General features: G+C 47.6%; 17 protein-coding genes. 4 read left to right on the top strand and 13 right to left on the bottom strand.

Going from position 1 to position 22,396, the window contains the following annotated elements:
- Positions 1-10: 10 nt before the first annotated feature.
- From SC206_RS12130 to SC206_RS12145, 4 genes are all read right to left on the bottom strand, one after another.
- Positions 11-964 carry an ABC transporter permease gene (locus tag SC206_RS12130; RefSeq protein ID WP_332737541.1) on the bottom strand — a complete coding sequence of 318 codons (954 nt, stop codon included), beginning with the start codon at positions 962-964 and terminating at the stop codon, positions 11-13.
- Between the two features lies 1 nt (position 965).
- On the bottom strand, positions 966-1,976 hold the full coding sequence (locus SC206_RS12135; RefSeq protein WP_332737543.1) for an ABC transporter permease: 1,011 nt from the start codon (positions 1,974-1,976) through the stop codon (positions 966-968).
- Positions 1,969-3,510 (bottom strand): sugar ABC transporter ATP-binding protein, encoded by a 1,542-nt coding sequence (locus SC206_RS12140; RefSeq protein WP_332737545.1) that lies wholly within the window; start codon positions 3,508-3,510, stop codon positions 1,969-1,971. Before SC206_RS12140 ends, SC206_RS12135 begins: the two co-directional genes overlap by 8 nt.
- Positions 3,511-3,616: 106 nt before the next feature.
- Positions 3,617-4,603, bottom strand: coding sequence for an autoinducer 2 ABC transporter substrate-binding protein (locus SC206_RS12145; RefSeq protein WP_332737547.1), 987 nt, complete (start codon positions 4,601-4,603; stop codon positions 3,617-3,619).
- A 505-nt stretch (positions 4,604-5,108) separates the two neighbouring features.
- Here SC206_RS12145 and yghU point away from each other — a divergent pair.
- Positions 5,109-5,951, top strand: a complete 843-nt coding sequence (yghU, locus tag SC206_RS12150) for a glutathione-dependent disulfide-bond oxidoreductase (RefSeq protein WP_332737549.1) — start codon at positions 5,109-5,111, stop codon at positions 5,949-5,951.
- 279 nt (positions 5,952-6,230) lie between these two features.
- Here yghU and SC206_RS12155 read toward each other — a convergent pair whose 3' ends face one another.
- The 8 genes from SC206_RS12155 to SC206_RS12190 all read right to left on the bottom strand — a co-directional run bounded on the left by SC206_RS12155 (position 6,231) and on the right by SC206_RS12190 (position 18,938).
- A complete protein-coding gene (locus tag SC206_RS12155; RefSeq protein ID WP_332737551.1) occupies positions 6,231-8,330 on the bottom strand; it encodes a peptidase domain-containing ABC transporter in 2,100 nt (699 codons plus the stop codon).
- Positions 8,323-9,597 (bottom strand): HlyD family secretion protein, encoded by a 1,275-nt coding sequence (locus SC206_RS12160; protein ID WP_332737553.1) that lies wholly within the window; start codon positions 9,595-9,597, stop codon positions 8,323-8,325. The genes SC206_RS12155 and SC206_RS12160 overlap by 8 nt, the downstream gene beginning before the upstream one ends.
- An 81-nt stretch (positions 9,598-9,678) precedes the next feature.
- Positions 9,679-10,956, bottom strand: coding sequence for a TcdA/TcdB catalytic glycosyltransferase domain-containing protein (locus tag SC206_RS12165; protein ID WP_332737555.1), 1,278 nt, complete (start codon positions 10,954-10,956; stop codon positions 9,679-9,681).
- A gap of 171 nt (positions 10,957-11,127) precedes the next feature.
- Positions 11,128-11,400: a hypothetical protein gene (locus SC206_RS12170; RefSeq protein ID WP_332737557.1), complete on the bottom strand. Its 273-nt coding sequence runs from the start codon at positions 11,398-11,400 to the stop codon at positions 11,128-11,130.
- A 718-nt stretch (positions 11,401-12,118) separates the two neighbouring features.
- Positions 12,119-13,258 (bottom strand): beta-galactosidase BglB, encoded by a 1,140-nt coding sequence (bglB, locus tag SC206_RS12175; protein ID WP_332737559.1) that lies wholly within the window; start codon positions 13,256-13,258, stop codon positions 12,119-12,121.
- 9 nt (positions 13,259-13,267) lie between these two features.
- Complete coding sequence (locus tag SC206_RS12180) at positions 13,268-14,872, bottom strand: MFS transporter (RefSeq protein ID WP_332737561.1); 1,605 nt, start codon at positions 14,870-14,872, stop codon at positions 13,268-13,270.
- Positions 14,873-15,240: 368 nt separating this feature from the next.
- Complete coding sequence (locus tag SC206_RS12185) at positions 15,241-17,490, bottom strand: TonB-dependent siderophore receptor (RefSeq protein WP_332737563.1); 2,250 nt, start codon at positions 17,488-17,490, stop codon at positions 15,241-15,243.
- 422 nt (positions 17,491-17,912) lie between these two features.
- Positions 17,913-18,938 (bottom strand): LacI family DNA-binding transcriptional regulator, encoded by a 1,026-nt coding sequence (locus tag SC206_RS12190; protein ID WP_332737565.1) that lies wholly within the window; start codon positions 18,936-18,938, stop codon positions 17,913-17,915.
- 247 nt (positions 18,939-19,185) lie between these two features.
- Here SC206_RS12190 and SC206_RS12195 point away from each other — a divergent pair, with 247 nt between their 5' ends.
- From SC206_RS12195 to SC206_RS12205, 3 genes are all read left to right on the top strand, one after another.
- Positions 19,186-19,629: a PTS sugar transporter subunit IIA gene (locus tag SC206_RS12195; RefSeq protein ID WP_332737567.1), complete on the top strand. Its 444-nt coding sequence runs from the start codon at positions 19,186-19,188 to the stop codon at positions 19,627-19,629.
- An 82-nt stretch (positions 19,630-19,711) separates the two neighbouring features.
- A complete protein-coding gene (locus SC206_RS12200) occupies positions 19,712-19,978 on the top strand; it encodes a PTS sugar transporter subunit IIB (protein WP_332737569.1) in 267 nt (88 codons plus the stop codon).
- Between the two features lie 161 nt (positions 19,979-20,139).
- A complete protein-coding gene (locus tag SC206_RS12205; RefSeq protein WP_332737572.1) occupies positions 20,140-21,399 on the top strand; it encodes a PTS ascorbate transporter subunit IIC in 1,260 nt (419 codons plus the stop codon).
- 28 nt (positions 21,400-21,427) lie between these two features.
- On the opposite strand, the gene SC206_RS12210 is transcribed toward SC206_RS12205, so the two are convergent.
- Positions 21,428-22,339, bottom strand: coding sequence for a LysR family transcriptional regulator (locus tag SC206_RS12210; RefSeq protein ID WP_442976084.1), 912 nt, complete (start codon positions 22,337-22,339; stop codon positions 21,428-21,430).
- Positions 22,340-22,396: the final 57 nt, after the last annotated feature.

Consider the following 22,396-nt stretch of genomic DNA (forward strand, 5'->3'; position numbering starts at 1 on the left):
TGTGACGTCATCAAGACTGTCGATTTTGCAGCGCGATAAACAGGATCAGTACGCCGCCCCAGAGTGCCATGGTCAAATAACTGCTGACGCCCATCAGATTCAGGCCGCTTTCCAGCATCTGCAACACCACCAGCGCCAGCACTAAACCGATCACGCGACCAAAGCCGCCGTCGGGATTAATGCCGCCGAGCACGGAGGCCAGAATAGTGACCAGCAGATAAGAGTCGCCATAGCCTGCTTTAGCGGAGTTGAATTTCGACATCATCAGCAGCGCGGCGGCCCAGCCAAATAGCGCGGAGAGCACGTAAACTACCAGCGTGACTCGATGCGTACTCACGCCGCTGAAGCGCGTGGCCTGCTCGTTGGAACCCATTAAATAGAGGCTGCGACCCAGCGTGGTGTGTTCGAGCACCACCCACAGCAGGAAAGCCACCAGTAGGAACAGTAATAACGCAATCGGGATGCCCAACAGGTTGCCGCTGCTGAGATATTGAATCGCCGCCGGAAAGCCCGAGATAACCGTGCCGCCGGTGAGCAAAATATTCAGGCCGGCAATCAGCGTCATGGTGCCGAGCGAGGCGAGAATAGGCGAGACACCGATATAGGCGATGAGCGATCCATTCAGCAAACCAATAACAACGGCGACCGCGATACCGGCCAACAGCGCTAGCGCAAAATAGAGCGGCTGATTAGGATGCGCGACCAGAATCGCCGCCATCACTAGCGAGCAGGCGTTGGCGCCGGCAATAACCGAGAGATTAATGCCGCCGGTGAGCATGGTGATGCCCATCCCCAGCGCCAGCATGCCTAAAATCGGCAGCTGCGAAGAGATCGACTGAAAATTGCCGACGCTGAAAAATCGCCCGCCCAGCGTGAAGGAGAACAGCAGCGCGACGGCGACAATAATCAGGATTTGCAGGCGGATAATGCGATCGCCCGGGAGATAGCGGGTTAAGGTGTTCATGTTACATTCCCTTCGCCAGTTTGCGTTTTTCGTTCCACGCGGTGCTGCTGATGCTGACCAGAATGATCACGCCGCTAAACACCTGATGCCAGTACGACGAGATGCTCAGCAGCGTCAGGCCGTTTTGCAAAAATGCCAGTAACATCACGCCGAGAATGGTGCCGGTCAGCGATCCGCGCCCGCCCGTCATGCTCGTTCCGCCCAATACCACGGCGGCAAGCACGGTCAGTTCAAAGCCGAGCAGTGAGTTTGGCGCGACCGACTGCGTAATCTGCGCCTGCACCACGGCGGCGATCCCCGCCAGCAAGCCCATGAATCCGTAGACATAAAAGTGTAGCCGCAGAATGTTCAGCCCGAGGCGCGAGGCGGCGTCGCGGTTGCTGCCCATCGCATAAATCTGCCGGCCAATTCGGGTGTGATTCATTAACACGCCCGTGGCGATAATCACGCCGAGCAGGGAGAGCAGCGGCAGCGTCAGCCCGTAATCGTAGCCGTCGGCGGCGGTAAACGAGAACCAGTTGATGCCATTCATAAACCAGTCGGGGAAGCCGTACAGCCAGGTGCCGTTGGTGAGATAAACCAGCAGCCCGTAGTAGAGATTCAGGGTGGCGATGGTGATGATAATGGCGGGCACGCGAAGCCAGTAAACCAGAAAGCCGTTGACCAGCCCGAGCAGTAAACCGACGCCCATCGCCATCGCGAAGGCCAATGGGAAACTGCCGCCGTGGTGAATGATGTAGCTTGCCATCACGTATTGGCCGATGGAGGTCATGGCCGGAAACGAGATGTCGATACCGCCCGCGATCAGCACTACAAACAGTCCGCAGGCAAGAATGCCGAGAATGGCGTAGCTGGTGGCGACGTCGGTCAGATTGCCGAGCGAAAGAAATTCGCCGGTGCTGAGGCTCAGGCCTATCGCCAGCAGCAGCACCAGCACGCCCAGCCAGAATTCGTGCTGCGACACGGCCTTGCCGAGTCCTTTATGCAGCTTTTCACTTAATGAGTTAGCCATTAATGACCTCGGCAATCTGCGCTTCGCTGCACTGATGAGGCGAAAATTCGGCGACCAGCTCGCCTTTGCGCATCACCAGCACGCGATGGCTGTTGTAATAGGCTTCGGGGATCTCGTCGCAAATCATCAGCACCGCCATGCCCGACTCCGCGAGGTCACTGGCAATCCGATAAATTCCCTCTTTGTTAGCAATATCAACGCCAACCGTGGGCGAATCGAGGAGTAGAATATGGGGTTCGGTGGCTACCCATTTGGCGATCGCGATGCGCTGGGCGTTACCGCCCGACAGGGTTTTCACCGGCAGCGCGCTGTCTGACACCTTGATATTAAGGTCGCGGATCAGATCCTTGACGATCGCTTTCGCCTTGCGATGGTTCATCAAGCCACTCGGTTTTTGCAGCTTGTTAAAGATTGAAACCAGCGTGTTGTCATAAATCGACTGCTCCATAATCAGCCCCTGCGTCAGCCGGTCTTCCGAGACGTAGGCAATGCCGTGACGAATGGCGTCGCGATTGCTGCGAAAGCTGACTTTCTTGCCATTAACGCGAATGTCGCCGCTGTCGGGCTGAGTCATGCCAAACAGGCTCAGGCACAGCTCGGTTCTGCCCGATCCGAGCAGCCCGACAATCGAGGTGATTTCGCCCTGACGCAGCGACAGGGAAATATCCTGATATTGCCCCGCGCGGCTCAAATGGCTGACTTCCAGCAGCGGCGTGACGTCGGCGGGCGCGCGGTGGGGCAGGTGACTGTAAGTGAAACGCTGGCCCGTCATCAGAAACGCCAGCTCGTTGCTGTCGAGTTCGCTGGCGGGATAAGTGCCGACCAGCTTGCCGTCGCGCATTACGCTGATTCGGTCGGCGACTTCCATCACTTCGTCGAGACGATGGCTGACAAACACCACGCAAATATTCGCCGCTTTAAGTTCATTAACTACCCGCAGCAGGCCGTTGACCTCCGTGCGGGTCAGCGAGGCGGTAGGTTCATCCATAATAACGAGGCTGGCGTCGGCGGCGATGGCGCGACAAATCGCCACTAATTGACGATCGGCAATGGAAAGTTTTTCAACTTTGCGATCGGGATCGAGCGTCACGCCCACGCGTTGCATGGCGGCCAGCGCTTTCTGGCGCATCGCCTCTTTATGAACCCAGAAATCGCCGCCGGGCAAATAGCGGTGAATGGCAATATTCTCGGCCACGGATAAATTCGGAAACAGCGATAAATCCTGATAAATCACCTGAATGCCGTAATAAGAGGAGAGCTGCGGCGTCAAAGAATGGAACAGTTTGCCATCCAGCATGATTGCCGCGCCTTTTTCGGGCTGATAAACGCCGGAAATGACTTTTATAATGGTGCTCTTCCCACAGCCATTTTGACCGGCAAGACAGTGAACCTCGCCCTTATTTAATGTCAGCGTGACATTATCCAACGCTAATACGCCGGGAAACTTCTTGCTGATATGTTGCAGGCTAATTAACGCCTGCGAAGAGGATTCGGCAGGGCGGGAAATGGAATCCAGCGTCGTAGAATTATTCATCGACATTATCCTTACTGCATCGGGTGATATATCGATGCGGATTAGGCATCGATATATATTTTTTCTTATCAGGCTTTTTATTTAAAAATTAAATAGCGGCGATGGATTAGAAGCCCAGGGATTTAGCATTATCCGGCGTAACTTCAAGAATACGGTTAAAGCGAATCACGCCCGTTTGCATATTAACGTCGGCTTTACCCAGTCCGTCGATAGTTAAATCTGGCGTAACGGCCTTGCCTTGCAGCATCTGATTGGCAAGGCTGACCAGCGCGAAACCGGCGTCTTTCGGATCCCACAGCAGCACTTTCTTGATATCCCCACGCATCAGGTACGGCGCGGCCTGCGCTGGCATCGCGATACCTACGACGGCGACTTTATTCTTGGCGCGCTTCTGCTGAATTGCCTGACCGGCACCAATAGGGCCGAGCGATCCAAAGCCGATAATGCCTTTTAAATCGGGGTGCGCTTTCATTAAATCGAGCGTGCTGGAATAAGATTTATCAATACTTTCTGCGACCGGCAGGCGCGACGTGACTTCGTGCATCTCCGGATATTTTTCTTTCTGGTATTTAATGGCCGTATCGGCCCAGGCATTATGTAATGGCACGGTTAATGAACCGACATAAATAGCGTAGCCACCTTTTTTATCCATCGACGCGGCGAGGGCGTCCATATTCGCTTCGGCATATTTCTGGCTGTCGATCGTTTCAATATCCCACTGACCAATTCTCTGGTCCGGTGATTCATTGGTTAATACCACAATACCGGCATCGCGCGCCTTTTTAAGCACCGGCTCTAATACCTTGGCATCGTTTGGCACCACAATAATAGCGTCGACTTTTTTAGCGATTAAATCTTCAATCACTTTGACCTGCTGAGCCGGATCGGGCGTTGAGGCCCCGACTTCATAGGCGTTAACGTTTAACTTCGTTGCGGCTTCCTTAACGCCCACTTCCATGCGGGTGAACCACGGGATCCCGGTCACTTTGGCGACAACGGCAATATCGTAAGGTGTGGCGGCAAAGCTTGGCGTGGCGGCAAACATGCATGCTGAAATTACACATGCATTGAGTAATGCGAGGTTAAATTTCATGGCGAGACCTTTGTTATATGTTTGATGTAGGTTTGTACTTTGTAAGGTGATGGCTTGTAGGGTGGTTGTTTTTTCCACACCTTGAGATTAACAAAGGCTGAGTCAGGCTGGCGGTTAAAAGTAAATGAAATGTGATAAAAGCCCATAAGTGTTAAATTTAATAATTTATTAGGTTAATTTATTGTTAATTTTGGTTCGGGTTTTTCTAAAGCATTCATCTACCCACGTTTTATTTGTTAAATAATAAGAAATAACGATCCTTTTGTTAACAATTTAATAACAAATTGAAAGGGTGATTGGGTTAAACGGTTTACTTAGACACGTCTGTTAATAGATGAATGTTCGATTTGTGAGTGCTATCACGTCTGCACACAGCACAGGGTGTGTATCCGCGCTTTGAAAGGCTGGTCTACACTGAATGAATGCGCCTGTTGTACGAATCAAAAACATGCCAACGAAAATTGAAACCATCAATAATTCAAACTATTAACTCAGAGGGAGTGTCATGGAAAACAGTTACCAACCACCTAAGGTCTGGAGCCCGGACAGTGAACTCGGCGGCCAGTGGGGCAAGCTGAATCGCCCGGTGTCAGGCGCGACCCACGAGAAAACGCTGCCAAGAGGCAAACATCCGCTACAGCTTTATTCACTCGGCACGCCAAACGGCCAGAAAGTGACGATCATGCTGGAAGAGCTGCTGGCGCTAAGTATTACGGGCGCGGAATATGACGCGCACCTGATTAAAATCGGTGAAGGCGATCAGTTCTCTTCCGGTTTTGTTGAAGTCAATCCAAACTCGAAGATCCCTGCGCTGCTGGATGTGTCAGGATCGGATCCGATCCGCGTTTTCGAATCCGGCGCGATCCTGGTCTATCTGGCCGATAAGTTCGGTTCCTTCCTGCCGCGAGATCTTGCCGAACGCGCCGAAGTGTTGAACTGGCTGTTCTGGCTGCAAGGCTCTGCGCCTTACGTCGGCGGCGGTTTCGGGCATTTCTATCACTATGCGCCGGTTAAAATCGAGTACGCCATTAATCGCTTCACCATGGAAACCAAGCGTCAGCTCGACCTGCTCGACAAGCAGTTGGCGCGTCATCGTTACATTGCTGGGGATCAGTACACTATCGCCGATATGGCAATTTGGCCGTGGTACGGCGCGCTGGTGAAAGGCCTGTTGTATGAAGCCGCCGAGTTTATCGACGCGCAGTCTTACACTCACCTGATCCGCTGGGCCAATGAAATCGAAGCCCGTCCGGCGGTGGCACGCGGTCGCATCGTCAATCGCACCTGGGGGGATAAGCAACTCCCCGAGCGCCATGATGCGTCGGATTTTGACCCGCTTGGCCTTTAAAAAGGCGGGCCGCAGATAAAGCTGGCTGATAATAAAGCAGGCCGATAATAAGCTGTTAATAAGCTTTTTTATCAATAGGCTTTTTATGAATAGGCTTTTTATCAATAGGCTTTTTATGAATAAATAAGGTAAGCCTCCTCGTTCTTGTTAAGGAATTGAGGAGGCTTTTTTATATTTAAATAGATAAGTATTTTTAAAATACATTAAAACTTGTTTAAAATAATTGACTAAAAATATTAGCATTTATAATGTTTTTATTAGCTAACTTGTGAGGAGTCTTTAAATTAAATTAATAATACGGTCTGCAGAAGCAATTGTATTTTCCCTATGAGCAATAATAACTCGGGTTATGTTCAGCTTTTTTATAGCGCTGTTTACAAAATTTTCACTTACAGGATCTAATGAACTTGTAGCTTCGTCCATAAAAAGGATGCCGGGTTTCCGGTACAGAGCTCTGGCTATAAAAATGCGTTGTTTCTGACCTCCAGAAAGACCTTCACCGAGTTCACCTATTAACGTCTCATAGCCCATTGGTAATTTTAATATAAAATCGTTAATGTGACTTGCCTTGGCGCATTCTTTCATCCATTGCTCATCCTCATTCTCTTCAAATCCGCAAATATTTTCTTTTATCGAGCCTGAAAATAATTTGTCGTCCTGCATTACGCAGCCTATCATTTTACGATAATTATTAACGCCTATTTTCTGTATATCCATTCCATCCACAATGACCTGACCGGTATTCGGTTCAAATAGACCGCAAAATACTTTCATCAAAGTCGTTTTGCCGGCACCTGAATGACCAATAATTGCTACACTTTCTCCAGGTAAAATATGGATATTGAGACCGCTGAAGATCGGCATGGACTGACTGTCGTAGCTAAAACTTAAATCATGGATTTCTAATGATGCCGGTTGGATGCTGGCTTTTATTAAAATATCGGGTTTTCTTACTTCATGTGAGTGAAGCGCAATATCAGAAATACGTTCATTGTGTAAACTCAACATACGCAGTTGCAAAATAAAATTAATTAGTGAGGATGATCTATTTGTGAATTGATCTTTAAATACTCCAAAAGCTATAAACATCCCAATAGTCATTTGGTTATCAATTATTAAGCTTACCCCTAGCCATAAAATAATTATTTGATCACATGCACTTATAAATGAATTTATTCCTCCGAATAGTAAGTCCATCTTTGTTATTTTAATAGCACTATTACTTGAGTCAATTTCTAAGTTTAACCATTGCAGTCCCCTGCGTTCACCCATTCCCTGCATTTTAACAGTTGCTATACCATAGAGGGTTTCCATAAAATATGAATCTTTTCGAGCATTCCTTATTAAATTCTCTTCTGATATTTGACGATATAACTCGTATGTAAACAGCCTGATTAATACATAAACACTAGTAAAGCCAAGTACAATCCATGTTAACCAGCCGCCATATAACACCATCATTACTAACACACCAAGGACCATCATGCCGTCCATAAATGCCCCGACGATACTGATCGTAAATGTTTCCTGGATTTTATTTAGTGAGCCAAATCTGGATTGAATATCACCTAACTTACGCCTTTCAAAATAACCGAGGGGCAGCCTCAGCAGATGCTTTAATAATCCCGACTGCCATTGAATGCTGATTAAGGTAGACATGACCAGCGAAAACCACGCGCGTAGCATACTTACAGTCGTTCGCAGCACAATAATAAGTATCAAACCAGTGCAGATGAGTGTAAGTAAACCAAGATCCCCAGCAGGAATCACATGATCCATAACTAATTGTGTTCCCACCGGTAAAGTCAAATTGATTGTTTCGATGACCAGTGAAAAGCAAAAAATTTTGCCAAGGGTTTTCTTCAGTCCGTTTACGCTTCTTAACAACGTGCTGAGACTAAGTCGATTACACTCTGTAGCCGTCATAAAAGCGCTGCTAGGCCATATCTCAAGTGCTACGCCAGTAAAACTCAGTGAAAGCTCTGCTAAACCTACAATGCAGCGACCACGTGCAGGATCATGAATAATTGCACGATTGTGCCGAATACTGACCAGTACTACAAAATGGTTAAATTCCCAATGTAATATGCATGGCGTTTTTAAAGATCTAAATTCATCTAAATATAGAGACAAAGCGCGAGTTGACAGTCCAAGTTCCTCCGCAATACTAATTAGGCCAGACATTGTTGTTCCACGTGATGACAAATTAAACTGACGGCGTAATGTCATTAAATCAATATTTTTACGGTAATAGCTGCAGATCATAGCTATGCAGGCCATTCCGCATTCTGCAGATTCAGTTTGGTGGATTATCGAAACATGGTGACGCAATCGTAAATCCATCTGACCAAGAAGTTTCTTAATTGAAAGGTTATTCATTCACTGGTCCTAAGGCGCTGTGTCGCATATCGTAGAATGGAGATAACATCCATTGGTAGATGCTTCTTTTTTCCAAAAAAAGAGAAATCTGCGCCTTCATGCCATTTTCTAACCCCATAGATTTATTTCCATAAGTTATAAATTTTTTCTCCGGTCTAACAATTACCTTGTAATAGGGTACAGAAGCTGTTGACGCTATTTTAGGAGCACCTTGGTAAGTCAGCATTTCTTGAGGTGAGGCAGGTGTTTTGGAGATAATGGACACTACGCCAGCAAATTGACCAAATTTCTCAGCAGGGAAGGCCTCATACCGGATATTGACTCGGTCACCGATAGCAATGTAAGGAATGGCATCATTAGGAACCCAAAGTATTAGGGAGTAATGGTCTATTTTGAGTGGTGTGACTTGCAATAAACTGTCGCCTACGTTGACCATTTGTCCAGCTGTAACGCTCAACGAGTCAATCAACCCATCTGACAACGCACGTATAAGGATTTCCCCACTGGCATCAATGCTGAGTTGTTCTTTTTGCAGATCATATTGCTGCAACTCCATCTGAAAGATCTGATTATCGAATTCTGCAGCCTGAGTTTGTACCTGACTTTCAAGGGCAGTAATTTGCAGCGCATTCTGCTCATTCTGACTAGACAGACTAAATAGGTTGTTTTGTTGCTGATAATAAAGAGCCACCTGACTGATAAGCTGATCTTTATTGATAAGACCATTGGCCTGATAGTGCCGATAGTTATCCATATTTTCCTTCATGATTCTGATTCCTTCCCGCGCATTTTGGAGTAGGTCTGCAGATTGTCGGAAGGCATCAGAATACTGTGTCTTTTGTTTTTCTAGCATGCTAAGGGTAGTTTTTTTGTTGCTTTTTAAGCGGCTGATAATTTGCGTGATACGTTCAAGCTGTTTATCAATGTCTCGACGTTGGTTATCACTGACTACCCCACTACTAGTGCTTTTGCTAACGTCAATTTGATAAATAGGCGTACCGATGTGTATCTCCTGTCCTTCAGTTACAAATTGTTTGACAATTATTCCTTGCACACTGGAATACATATTGGCAGCACGTGGATAAGTAGAAACCTCTCCGTTAACATTAACTCGCCGCGTATAAGAGCAAAGCGTTACAAACGTGAGGAAGGCAGCAATATAAAAGAGGCATAACCCTGCTACTACCCAAACAGGAATACCAGGGAGGAGGAGCGCTCGGCCATGCCATTTCATCTTATTATGATCAATTGCTTCCTTGCGAAACACAGTTAATACTCCTAATTAATTTTAGTTAAATTACGATGGCATTCGATTTGTCAATGGTTTTTAAAACTACACTTAGTTTGATTATTTGCGCCAGGAAGATTTAACACCCTCTGGTGTATCTAAGTTATGCTGGAATGAGGCTATTCCAAATTTATCATTATGAAAATATTCTGTAACCGCAGAAGGGGATGGCAAATCCTGATGGTTAATCAATGCATAAGCCAGACTTACTAAGACTTCCACAATTAATCCAGGTCCTGTTAATACTGGAGTGACACAATAATTTCTAGTAATCAACTCGGTTCGCCAAGTAAGAATTCTTGTAAGATAATTTCTTTCATTGTCACCTTTATAATGCTCAAAGATACAGTTGTTTTTTTCTAAAAAAGTATATCTTTTCTTCATAGAGCGTAAAATTATTTTTATAGCTTTAGATTTAGAGTGAGAAGATATAAAGTTATTAAAGTAAATTCCTTTAAGCCTTTTAATAGCGCCAATAGTGAGAAGATTTCTATGCACATAGATATCCCCTAATGGCAATATTTTATTCAAAGAGAATTTATCCATGTCTGCATTGATTCTTTCCACGACTTTACAATGAATACTTCTCTTAACTCCTTTTTTAACTTTATAAAAATTAAAATATTCTTCATCAGAGAAAGTGATAAGATAAAGTTTTTTTAAGATCTTTTTTGTCTTATAAAGTAAAGTATAGTCATCTTCTTCATATTTTTCTGAATCAACAAAGTTATTCAAATTTTTAAAAATGCTGTCACTGCTTGGAAGCGTATCTATATCAACATAAGTACCACCATGCTTATAGATAATTAGCAGCCTAACGATATCACTTGCACTTGCAAGATTACCTCTTAATATTATTTCGTAATAATAATATTTCAAAAAATCAGTGAACTCTGCCGTAAATAGATCTGCTATGTTCATTATATTAATTTTCGATTTTTTTGCCCACGGATTTATGGGCTTTGTAGCATATATCTCGAAGGGTATAGCATTTTCTTCTAGAAACTCTATTACTAGGTTGTTGAAAGTTAAACCTAATTTCATTTTGGGAAAAATATAATTAAAAGCTTTGTTTTTTAGATAGATTTCCGCATGAGTTTTATCACTAAAATTATGGGAGTAAATATATTTATGCACAGATTCGTGGAGTAGATGAACAAAGGAAGTACATCCGTCACACCAAAAGTATACATTCTTGTCTTCATTAGTTTTTTGCCATATTCCAATATAATCTGTGTTAGCCAAAGAAGTATCACCAACCCATACAAAATGTAAATTATTAGGGGTTAGGACTTTTCCCTCATATGATAAATTTACTTCTGACAATCTATATTTCATTTAAAAGTCCTTTTCATTTCAACATGCTATCAATACCAACCTAAAGTATTCGGATATATTTATCTAATCAGCATTTTTAAAAATGTATAATATTATTGTTATTTAGATGTCCTCTTTATTGATTTTTCTTATTTTTAGGTAAAGCTGGTTTTATCTTAAGAAAAATTTTTTCTACCAAAATTTTATGAAGTAAATCAAAGCTACAACCCCCCCACAAATGGCACAGATAACAGCGCTCCCAGATAGCTCTTTAAGAGAGTCAAGGTACTCTTGACTATTTTCATTTAATTTTACAATGGCATCTTGTTCATTTTTTGCATCAATTTCCACATGATGTTTTCTAAAACCTCGCTGTTTCATTTTCTTAGTAAAGGCTCTCGTGGCTAATTCTTTTGGCAATACTTTTGACTTATTATTATTAATGTATATTACATATTTTCGCATTATGTACTCCATAAAAGCACAGAATATTAATTCTGTGCTTTTATTTATTATTTAATGATTATCACCAGCTCGTCTTTGGTTCGCCCCGCGACCAGTACCATTACCGCTATAACCGTTTGAACCAGGACTCATAGTACTCGAACCTCCCCAATAACCACTTGCACCAGAGCCGCTACCGTATGGGGAATTCGTTGACAAAAAAGACTGGGAATTATTACCCCCTCCATTACTACTTCTATTGGAAGAGCTAGTTCCAGAGCAAGCAGTGTTTGCTGAACATTGCCCGTTTCCGTTCTGGTTTTGCCATCCACCAGATATAGCATCTAATTGACTGCTTAATATTTCCTTCATTTTTTTCTCCATGAGCTTATTTCAATCAATATGACCAAGTTGGCCAGAAGGAATACTATCCTTAAAATTAATGTGATATTTGGTATAAATAATCAATGTGTGATTGGGGTCAAATGATTTGAGATTTATTATTTGAAGGGAAGTGTTATTAATATAAAAATATTATTTAAAATTTGTTAATTATTTCATGTGTGAATTATATAAAGTGGCTATAAATGAATGTGTAAAGTAAATGCTGAATTGATAATGATAGAGATTATTCATACTATTATTAAATTAAAATCCAACCAATTATAAATTTCATAACGGTTGGATTTTTACAGTAGTTTAGATCTCTATTAAATTAGCGAGTCATATATTCGGGTAATTATAAATATCCCCGCAGGCATTCTGTCAGGCAGAGTAGCGCCATGGCTTGTCCGTAAGGCATTGAGGTTAGGGGAATTTGGCGATAATAATCTAAATCGTCGCCCATCGCGGTGCCAAACGAAACCTGGGTTAATTCACCGTCGGCATTAATATGTCGAATCACCGCCTGCACGGCTTTTTCGGCAACGGGCATTAACTCGCGGGATAAATAACGTTTACGCACCGCCTTCATGATGCCGTAGGCAAAGCCCGCCGTAGCGGAGGCTTCGAGATAGGAATCGCGATCGTCGAGCAGCGTGTGCCACAGGCCGCTTTCGTGCTGTAACTCGGCCAACGCTTTTACCTGTGTTTCTAAAACCTGCAATAAAAAGCGCCGCGTGGCGTGCTGTTCCGGCCAGTTCATTAGCTCGATAAACTCGGGAATGGCGATGGTCAGCCAGCTGTTTCCCCGCGCCCAGCGCGCTTCAGCGTAATTATGCTGGCCGTCAAAGGTCCAGCCGTGGAACCACAGGCCGCTTTTTCTATCCATTAAATACTGCACGTGAAGCAAAAACTGGTAGCTGGCCTCTTCAATATATTCCTGTCGATTCAAAACTTTGCCAATTTTTAGCAGCGGCAGCACGCTCATCATCAGCGTGTCGTCCCACAGCTGCTGGTGATTTTCATTATTATAAACAATGTGTTGCAGGCCGTTGCAGGTGGTGCGTGGCATCTCATACATCACCCAATCGGCCCAGCGCTCCAGCACGGGCAGCATCGTGGCGTCGCGGGTCTCTTCATATCGATAGGCGAGGGTCAAAAACGGACAGACCGTATTCACATTTTTGGTCGGCGTGCCTTCGGCCAGTCGTGCGACAAACCAGTCGTCGATAATGGCCAGCGTTTTTTGGTCGCCAGTCTGCTGGTAATACTGATACATACCGTACAGGCCGATGCCGTGCGTCCATTCCCATCCGGCCCAGCCCTTGGTATCAATCACGCGACCGTCGTCGAGGCGCAGCAAAAACTCGCCGCTGTGATCGGTAATATTCACCAGATTATCGCCGAGTTTGCCAATCAGCTGTTTCAGCTCTTCGCGCGGCATGATGAATTCAGGCTGGCGCAGTAACGCACTGTGTTTTACAGGAAATACGTTCATTTTGATGTCCTATCTTTTTACCGGATGTTTTACAGGATGAGCAAAAGGCGTGATGCCACCGCGCGCCGAATCCAGCGGGGCGGCAGGCGTTTTATTACGATTGAGGAAGCCAATATTGTTGTTGCCCCACAGATTTTCGTAGGCCATGCCGGTCAGCGTTTCGACAATCGCGCGCGCCTGTGGCGTGGTCTGCTCCGGCACGATGCCGTCGACGAGGCGCATTTTCAGCGTCTCTTCGCGCAGCACGCGGTGGGTGTGCAGATTGAGTTTGAAGCGCAGCGAGATGATAAAACCGACCGCCAGCGTGCAGACGGTGCCAACGCTAAGGATCAGCAAAATAGTGTGGGTGACCGTTTCGCTCTGCACCGGTTTGCCGGAAACAAAGCCCGAAAAGTGCAGCAGAATGCCGACCAGCATCACCGCGCCCGCCTGCGAAGCCTTGCGGGTTAAGGTCATGATGCCCGCGAAAATACCTTCGCGACGCTGGCCGGTAATCGCTTCGTCGACGTCGGCGATATAGGTATAAATGTTCCACGGCACATAGTTGATGCCGCCACGGCCCAGACCGGCGAAGGCTGAAATCAGCAGCAGCAGCGACATGCTGTCACTCATTCCCGCATACCAAAGTCCGGCGTAGGAGAGCGCGCTGAGGCCGAAAAGCACCACCACCAAACGATAAGACGGCGCGGGTCCGAGGCGAATACACAGCGGGATCATGCCCATTACCGCGATAAATTGCAGAATTGCCATGGTGCCCATTAAATCGGAAGCAATCTGCGCGCTTTGCATCAGCACAAACACCACGTACCAGGTGAAGACGGCGTTAAACAGGTCCTGCGCGATGTAGCCCCCGAGATACATGCCGAGATGCTGACGGAAAATACGAATGCGGAACGTCGAGGTTAATTCAACAAACAGCCGTTTCAGGCTTTGGCCGAGGGTCAGATTTTGCTTCTCTTCCAGCGCACGGCGCGACTCTTCCGAGAAATCGCCGGGCGCGCGTTCCCAGGTAAAGCACCACACCAGCGCCAGCACGATGGCGCAAATAATCGAAAACACCAGGCTGGAATAGAAGAAGGAGAGGGCGTTATCTTTGCCAAAAATATTCAGCAGCACGCCCGGCAGGAAAGCCGCAAGAATCGCCGAAAGCTGCGCCAGCGCGATACGCGCACCCGAAAACTTGGTTTTCTTTTTGAAGTCATCGGTCATCTCCGGCACTAGCGTTTCATAAGGCACCAGAATCATGGTGTAGACGATGTCGAACAGCAGATAAGTCAGCAAATAATAGCCATAACTCATGTTGCCGACCCACATCAGGCTATAGCTAAACACGCACGGAATACCCAGCAGAATAAAGAACTTGCGGCGGCCAAAGCGTTTGCCGAGCCACGTCGAGCCAAAGTTATCGGTGAGAAAGCCCATCAGCGGGCTGATAATCGCGTCGAGCACGCGCGCCATGGCGAAAATAAAGGTCGCTTCTATCGGCGTCAGGCCGCAGAAAGTGGTGTAAAAGTACAACAGCCACGCGGCGGTCAGCGCGGTGGTGCCTGCGCCGAGAAAATCGCCCGCGCCATAGGCGAGGTAGTTGGCTAATCCAATCTTGCGAGAGGTCATGTTTAAAACTCCCTGAACGTGACAGGTGGCAAATAACAACGGTTTCCGGACAACTCAGACGGATTAGCAATGAACTTAAGGCCAGACGGCGGGATTAACCTTCGTGATTTGGCAACCCTGCGGCGCAAAGTGGCAAAATTACAAAGAGCAGCCCGCCCAAACTCTAAATTTATAAAACAGTGTTTTAATTTTGTGTAAAGGAAGTGATGAAACTGAGAGCGGCGACACAAATATTGAGGGGATGAAGCAGGTGATAGGGGATAAAACGTAAAAAGGGCGACCGTTTACACGATCGCCCTAGGGCTGTTTAATTCAAACTACGATCTTGATCTAAAACAACAACTTTATGTCGAACAACAATCAACAGATTAGAAGGTTGCGGTCACGCCGGTGTAATAGGCGCGGCCCGGTTGGTTATAGGTAACGGCACCTTCCGCCGAGCGATAAATCTGCTTGTCGAACAGGTTGCTGATACCCACGTTCAGGCGCAAATCTTTAGTCAGCTGATAGTTGCCGCCGATGCCGACCAGCGCGTAAGCCCCGATTTCAGACTCGTCGAGACCGCTAGCTTCCTTGCGGATTTCACCGGCAGTACGCGGTTTCTGGCGACCGTAAAGGGTCCAGTTAGCATTGGCCGACAGCTTGTCGGTGACCTGCCAGTCCAGCATGGTGTTGATGGTGTATTTCGGAATAATCGACAGCGGATTACCCGTTTCTTTGTATTTAGAAACAAACATGTAGGTCGCATTGGTGCGCCAGTTAAGTTTGTCTTCAACCAATGGCACCGTCAGGTTACCTTCCAGTCCTTCAACCAGCGCCTTACCGCCGTTTTCCCAACGATAAACCGCGTAGCCGTTCGAGGTGCTGCCTACGTTGGTGGTGCCGGAAACAATCTTGTTGGAGTAGTCGTTACGGAAGTAAGTCACGCCCGCGCTGTACCCTTTGTTGTCGAACTGCAAACCAATCTCTTTGTTTACGCTGACTTCAGGATTCAGGTTTTTATTGCCCAACAGGTAGCAACCGCCGGTGGAGCCGATGGCGCAGCCGTTGCCGCTGCTCGCCAACAGATAACCTTCGCTCGACTGATAGAGGTTTGGCGCTTTAAATACCCGCGCGATACCGGCTTTCAGTTTGAAGTAATCACCCAGCTGCTGCGAGGCGTTCAGGCTTGGACTCCAGTTAGCACCAAAGCGGCTCTGATAGTCGAGACGCACGCCCGGAATCACCGTGGTGCCGCGCAGCACGTCCATATTATCTTCGAGATATAGAGAGCTGATGCGCTGGCTGTTACGGGCGCTACGATCTGACGCATTGCCAGAAACGCCATCGATTTCAATGCCATTGGCGCTGGTGGCCTGCATCGAGGCCGGATCGTTCAGCTTCTCTTCTTCCCATTCGGTGCCGACGGTTAAGGTCTGATCGAACAGGGAAGAGTAGAGCGGCACGGTCGCTTCGCCGCTGGCTTTATAGTTTTCGTAACGGCTGGTGCTGTAGTCGGTGCTGTTGATCATCCCTTCAACTTTGCCGGTCGACCCTTCGCTCAAGCGGGTGTTGTTGGTCTTTTCGTAGTTCAGACTTAGCTTGGTTTGGCCCCAATCCCAGATGCCGTTGTGGGTCACATTGTAAGTTTGGCGATACATGCGGTTGGTTTCGGCACCATAAAGCGTCGGCACCAGCGTGCTGACGTTGCTGTTGCTGTACTGCGTGTCGCCCGCGTAAATATTGCCCTGACGGCTGTAACCGTAGGAAAAGTCGAGGTATTGCTGCTGGTTTATCTTCCATTCGAACGCCGCGTTGATATCGCGGTTGCGCACGCCTTCACGGCCTGCCGCATAGGAGCCGTTTTCGGAACTGTTGATATCGTAGGCGTCGGCGTCGGTTTTATTGATATTGCCGTACAAACGCATGGTCAGCACGTCGTCGATTAACGGGCCGCTCAGGCTAAAGTTGGTGCGCTTGGTGTCACCTTCTTTGCTGTTTTCAGGCTGATTGGTGTAGGCAGAAAGCGAGCCGTGCCACTCATTGGTTGGACGTTTGGTGATGATGTTAACCACGCCGCCCATCGCGCCCGAGCCGTAGCGCGCCGCCGCCGGACCGCGCAGCACGTCGATGTGATCGACCATTTCTACCGGCACCCAGTTGGTGTCGCCGCGGGTGTCGCGTTCGCCGGTGCGGCTGTAGCGCACGGCATTGCGTGAAGTCACCGGATTTCCGTCGACCAGAATCAGCGTATTTTCAGGTCCCATGCCGCGAATGTCGATTTGACGGTTATTGCCGCGCGCGCCGTTGGCACTGTTACCGGTTAGGTTTACGCCCGGCATTTTGCGGATAATATCGGAGAGATCGTTAACCGGCGGATCGTTTTCAATATCTTTTTTGGTAATGATAGAAACGCCCGGCTGTTGTTTAAGCGCCTCTTCGGCCTTAATAACCATGACGTCGCCGCCATCGTCTTTTTTATTCTCATCAACAGGTGTTTTTGAATTAACAGGGTCACTCTCTTTTTTAGATACAGCGTCTGAAGAAAGTGCAGAGGTAGCTGAATAAGCGCTGCCACTCATGATACTGATTAATAACAGCGCGAGTGGCTTTTTGGAATATTTTATACGCCCAGACATGATGATGTTCCAATCCTTTATATTTACAATTTAAATAACAAGAACGCAAATCATAATGATAACGATTATCATTGTCTATAGATATTTCAAGATGTGTAAAGTGTGTAAGGTCCTTATAAACAGAGTGTTATGAATAAAACGACGCGCAAGTTTACCTTGTCCATTCATTGCGTTCTAAGCAGGGAAAAAGTAATTAATAGATTATGGAGATAAAATGAGAGAAGTGTTTTGGTTTTATAAAGATTAGGTAATTATTCGGTGAGGAGGTTTGAGAATTGATGCCTAAATATACATCTTGAAGAAAAAGCTATTAATTATCTTAATCAGGTAAAAAAAGGAAAAAATAGTTCAAAATTAATGCATGGATTAAATTATTTACTCCTCTTGGAGGCCGCGCCTCCTATTAGATAATAGAGAGGTAATTAATTTATCGCCGTACTGCCGCGCATAATGAGTTGAGTCGGAAGTGTCACGCTTTCTTCAACCTCATCGCCTTCGAGCGCGGCCAGCAAATGTTTACCGGTCAGCGCGCCCATCTGTTGATAAGGAATATCGATGGTGGTCAGCGCAGGCGAACAAAGCTGTGCAATATCGCTGTCGCCGAGCGCGGCAATTGCCAGCTGCGCGGGGACGGAAATTCCCTTGCGATGACAGGCCAAAAGCGCGCCGCTCGCCAGCTGATCGGAAGTACAAATCAGCAAGTCGAGTTCGGGCCAGGTGAGCAAAATATCGGGCAGCAGGCTTTTTCCGGTTTCAACCGTCGGCGGTAAAGACGAACTCACCACGCGATGAGGAGAGTGATTCAGCGACAGCATCGACGAATGCCAACCACTGAGAATTTGCTGCACAATGTGATGCTCGTGGGCGGCGCACAGCAGGGCAATATTGTGATAACCCTTCAGCGCCAGCGCATTGATCAACTGCTTGATGGCTAAACCGTAGTTGGCGCCGATATTCATGCCAATAGGCGCGCCGATCGTGCCGCCGACCTGCATCACCGGAATCGTCGACTTGAGCAGCAGGTTGTTGCTCTCTTCGTTGCAATCAAAATCGTACATCACCATCGCGGCAGGATTGTAAGAAAGCATCATCTCGACCAGCTTGGACTGGTCGGCAGCGGCGTAGTGATCCTCCGCCATGATCACGTTATAACCCTTGGGTTTCAAAATCTTGTGCAAGGCCTCGGAAAACTGCGCGCAGCCGGGCGTGGTAATGGAAGGCACTAAAGTGGTGATCAGCCGTGAAGTGGAAGAGGCGAGATTGCTGGCGGCCAAATTTGGCACGTAACCCAGCTCGCTAATCGCGGCCTCAATCTTCTCTCTCACCTGCGGCGAGACTTTTTCGGGCTCGCGCAGTACGCGCGACACGGTCATGGTGCTGACGCCTGTCAGCCTCGCCACATCCGCTAAAGTGCTTTTTCCCGAGTTCCGCCGCTGCTTTGCCTTCATTGCTGTTTCGCCTTTATGACTTATCTATTTTTTTGCTCTTCTGCCGCTAGCCTTGGCAGAACCCAGCCTGATTTAACGTCTCTTTTTACGCGTGCTGCAAACAATAATCCAGTGATAGCCCAATTGTTAGCGTTAACATGGCGTTATCATTTTATGTGTTAGCGCTAACAGTAATTGCGATTTTGGTCACAGAATCGGCGCTGTCGCTTCCTTATACTCCTGAAAACTTTCATTCAGTGAGGTTCTCATGCTCGCCAAATGGCTAACAGCCGACAGAATCAATATCGTCGAGCAGGTCGAAGACTGGCGCGCCGCCGTGCGCCTCTCTGCGGCTCCGCTTCTCGACGCGGGCGCTATCACGCCTGATTATATCGAGGCGATTTTTGCTTCCCACGAAAAGCTTGGCCCGTATTACGTGATTGCGCCGGGTCTGGCAATGCCTCACGCGCGGCCGGAAGAGGGCGTAATTACCCCCGCATTATCGCTGCTGCACGTTAAACAGGGCGTACATTTCGAGTCGGAAGAGAATGATCCGGTATTTGTCATCGTCATGCTCTGCGCCATCAACGGTGAAGAGCATCTGGAAATGATTTCACATCTGGCCGAACTGTTTAGTGACGAAAACGACTTTGAAGCGTTGATTAAGGCCGATACCTATCCGGCGCTCAATACACTTATCCAGAAATACTGAGTTATCCAGAAATACTGAGTTATCGATAGAGATAATTCATTGATATAGCTAATTCACTGTTCTAAAAAAAGGTGTGCGGAATATGAAAAAGATCCTGATTGTTTGCGGTAATGGTTTAGGCAGCAGCTTTATTGTTGAAATGAACGTCAAGAAAATCATTAAAGAGTTAGGCAAGGAAGCGGAAGTCAGCCATACCGATTTAAGCTCGGCCAAGTCTGAACCGGCGGACATTTATATCGGCTCCAATGAAATCATTGCCAGCCTGGACGACGGTAAACGCACCGTGTTCGGCCTGAACAACCTGCTGGATAATGCCAAGATTAGAGAAATTCTGAGCGAAAATCTTTAATTCCAGACGTGAGTCGATACCGCTTACTGACAGTCTGGCGTTAACAAAAAATAACAACAAACTTCCGCGAATTATCCGTATCTTTCCCGCTGCGGCAGGGCAACCTGTCGCGCTGTGAATGGCGGATAGCAGGGAAATATTGCCGATTATCTGGAGTTTTTATGCTCAGTTTTATTATTAATGATGTACTAGGGACACCTGCCATTCTTGTCGGCCTGTTTTCATTAATAGGCCTGCTGCTACAGAAAAAATCGTTTTCCGATACCGTTTCAGGCACGCTGAAAACCATTATGGGTTTCCTTATCCTGATTGCCGGTGCGGGCGTAATTGCCACCACGCTGACCAGCTTCAGCGAATTATTTGTTCACTCCTTTAATATTCAGGGCGTGGTGCCAAATAACGACGTCGTGGCCGCGATTGCGCAGAAGAACTTCGGGACTTCAACCGCAATGATCATGATATTGGGCATGCTGTTCAATATTCTGTTTGCGCGTATCACGCCGCTGAAATATATCTTCCTGACGGGTCACCACACGCTCTATATGGCGGCGATGCTGGCAGTGATTTTAGCCACCGGCGGAATGAGCGGTTTCCCGTTGGTATTAACCGGCTCGCTGATCCTTGGCGCATTAATGGTGATTTCGCCTGCCATTCTGCAACCTTTCACCCGTAAAATTACCGGCAGCGATGATTTCGCGCTAGGCCATTTTGGCTCGACCGGTTATTTGTGTGCCGCGCTGGTGGGTAAAGTCGTGGGTAAAGGCAGCCGTTCGACCGAAGAGTTCAAGGTGCCAAAACACCTTAAATTCCTGCACGACTCCTCGATTGCCATTGCCTTGACCATGACGATCCTGTTTATTGTGCTGGTGGTGATTGCGGGTAAAGAATTTACCGAAACGCAGGTCAGCGGCGGTCAAAACTATATTATCTTCGCGATTATTCAGGCTATTACTTTCGCCGCGGGCGTTTATATTATTCTGGCCGGTGTGCGCATGGTGATTGCAGAAATTGTTCCGGCGTTTAAAGGTATTGCCGATAAAGTCGTTAAAGACGCCAAACCGGCGCTGGACTGCCCAACCGTATTTCCGTTTGCGCCAAACGCGGTGATTATCGGCTTCTTGAGCAGCTTCTGCGCGGGCCTTATCTGCATGTTCTTCTTCCCGATGCTGGGCCTGAGCATTATCGTTCCGGGTTTAGTGCCACACTTTTTCTGTGGCGCAACGGCGGGCGTTTACGGCAATGCCACCGGCGGGCGTCGCGGCGCAATTATCGGCGCGTTCGTCAATGGCTTGATCATCTCCTTCCTGCCGGCGATTCTGCTCTCCGTGCTGGGTGACCTGTCGAATTCCACCACCTTTGGCGATGCGGATTTCGGCGTGGTCGGGATTATTCTCGGCAAGCTGATGAGCGCTTTTCATTAAACTCTGAATGCCTTTTCGAGGGGGAGAATTACTCCCCCTTTTGCTGAAAGAAATTCAATAACAGCTGCCACAAATGGTGTGCCGCCGGAGAAAAACGCCGGTCGGAGTTACGCAGCAGATGACACTGCGCTTCGGTCGCAATCGGATGGTCGATAGGCACCGCAACCAGGATGTTATGTTCAATTCGTTCGCCCGCCGCCTGCGCGCTCATAAATGAAATTCCCATCCCCGAAATACTCAAACTCATGGCCGTCGAAAACAGGTTACAGCGATAGGCGGGCGTAAACAGAAAGCCCTGACTCTGAAACATGGCGTTCATGTGTCGCTGCAAGCCAAAGGTTTCGCTTAACGAAATCAGCCGATGCTTGCTCAGCTCTTCAATGGTCACCTTTTTCAGCCTGGCAATTGGATGTTGCGGATTCACCACCGCGCAAATCGGACCCCACGGAAAGCTGTGACGTTTCAATTCCGGGTTGCCAATCGGCCCAAACGCCAGCGCCATATCAGCCTCGCCCTGCACAATCGAGGCCAGCGTTTCCTGCATATTTCCGGCCACAATCTCCACGAAAACATTCGGATACGAGGCAGCAAAGGTTTTCAAGACGTATTCAACGAAAGTATCGACCAGCCCCGCGCCCACGCGAATGGTAATCGCGCCGCCTTTCATATAACGCAGATCTTTGAGATGGCGCTCAAGCTTGTTGCGTCGTTCGCGGCTTTCGAAAAAGTCGTCGGCCAGCAGTTTGCCCGCCTCGGTCAGCACCACGGTACGGCCTTTACGCTCGAGTAGCGGCAGTTGCAGCGTGCGTTCAAGCAGCGAAATTTGGCGGCTTATCACGGAGGCGTTGATGCCTAAAATATCCGCCGCGCGCCGTATTCCACCCTGAATACCGACCTCATACAGATAGCTAATTTGCTTTTCGTGAAACAGTTGGCTCATTTTTGTACCGCGCTCTGTTGCTCATAGGTCAACAATATAGTCATTGAAACGGCATTT

It is taken from the genome of Rouxiella sp. T17, assembly GCF_036663475.1.
Taxonomy (GTDB): domain Bacteria; phylum Pseudomonadota; class Gammaproteobacteria; order Enterobacterales; family Enterobacteriaceae; genus Rouxiella.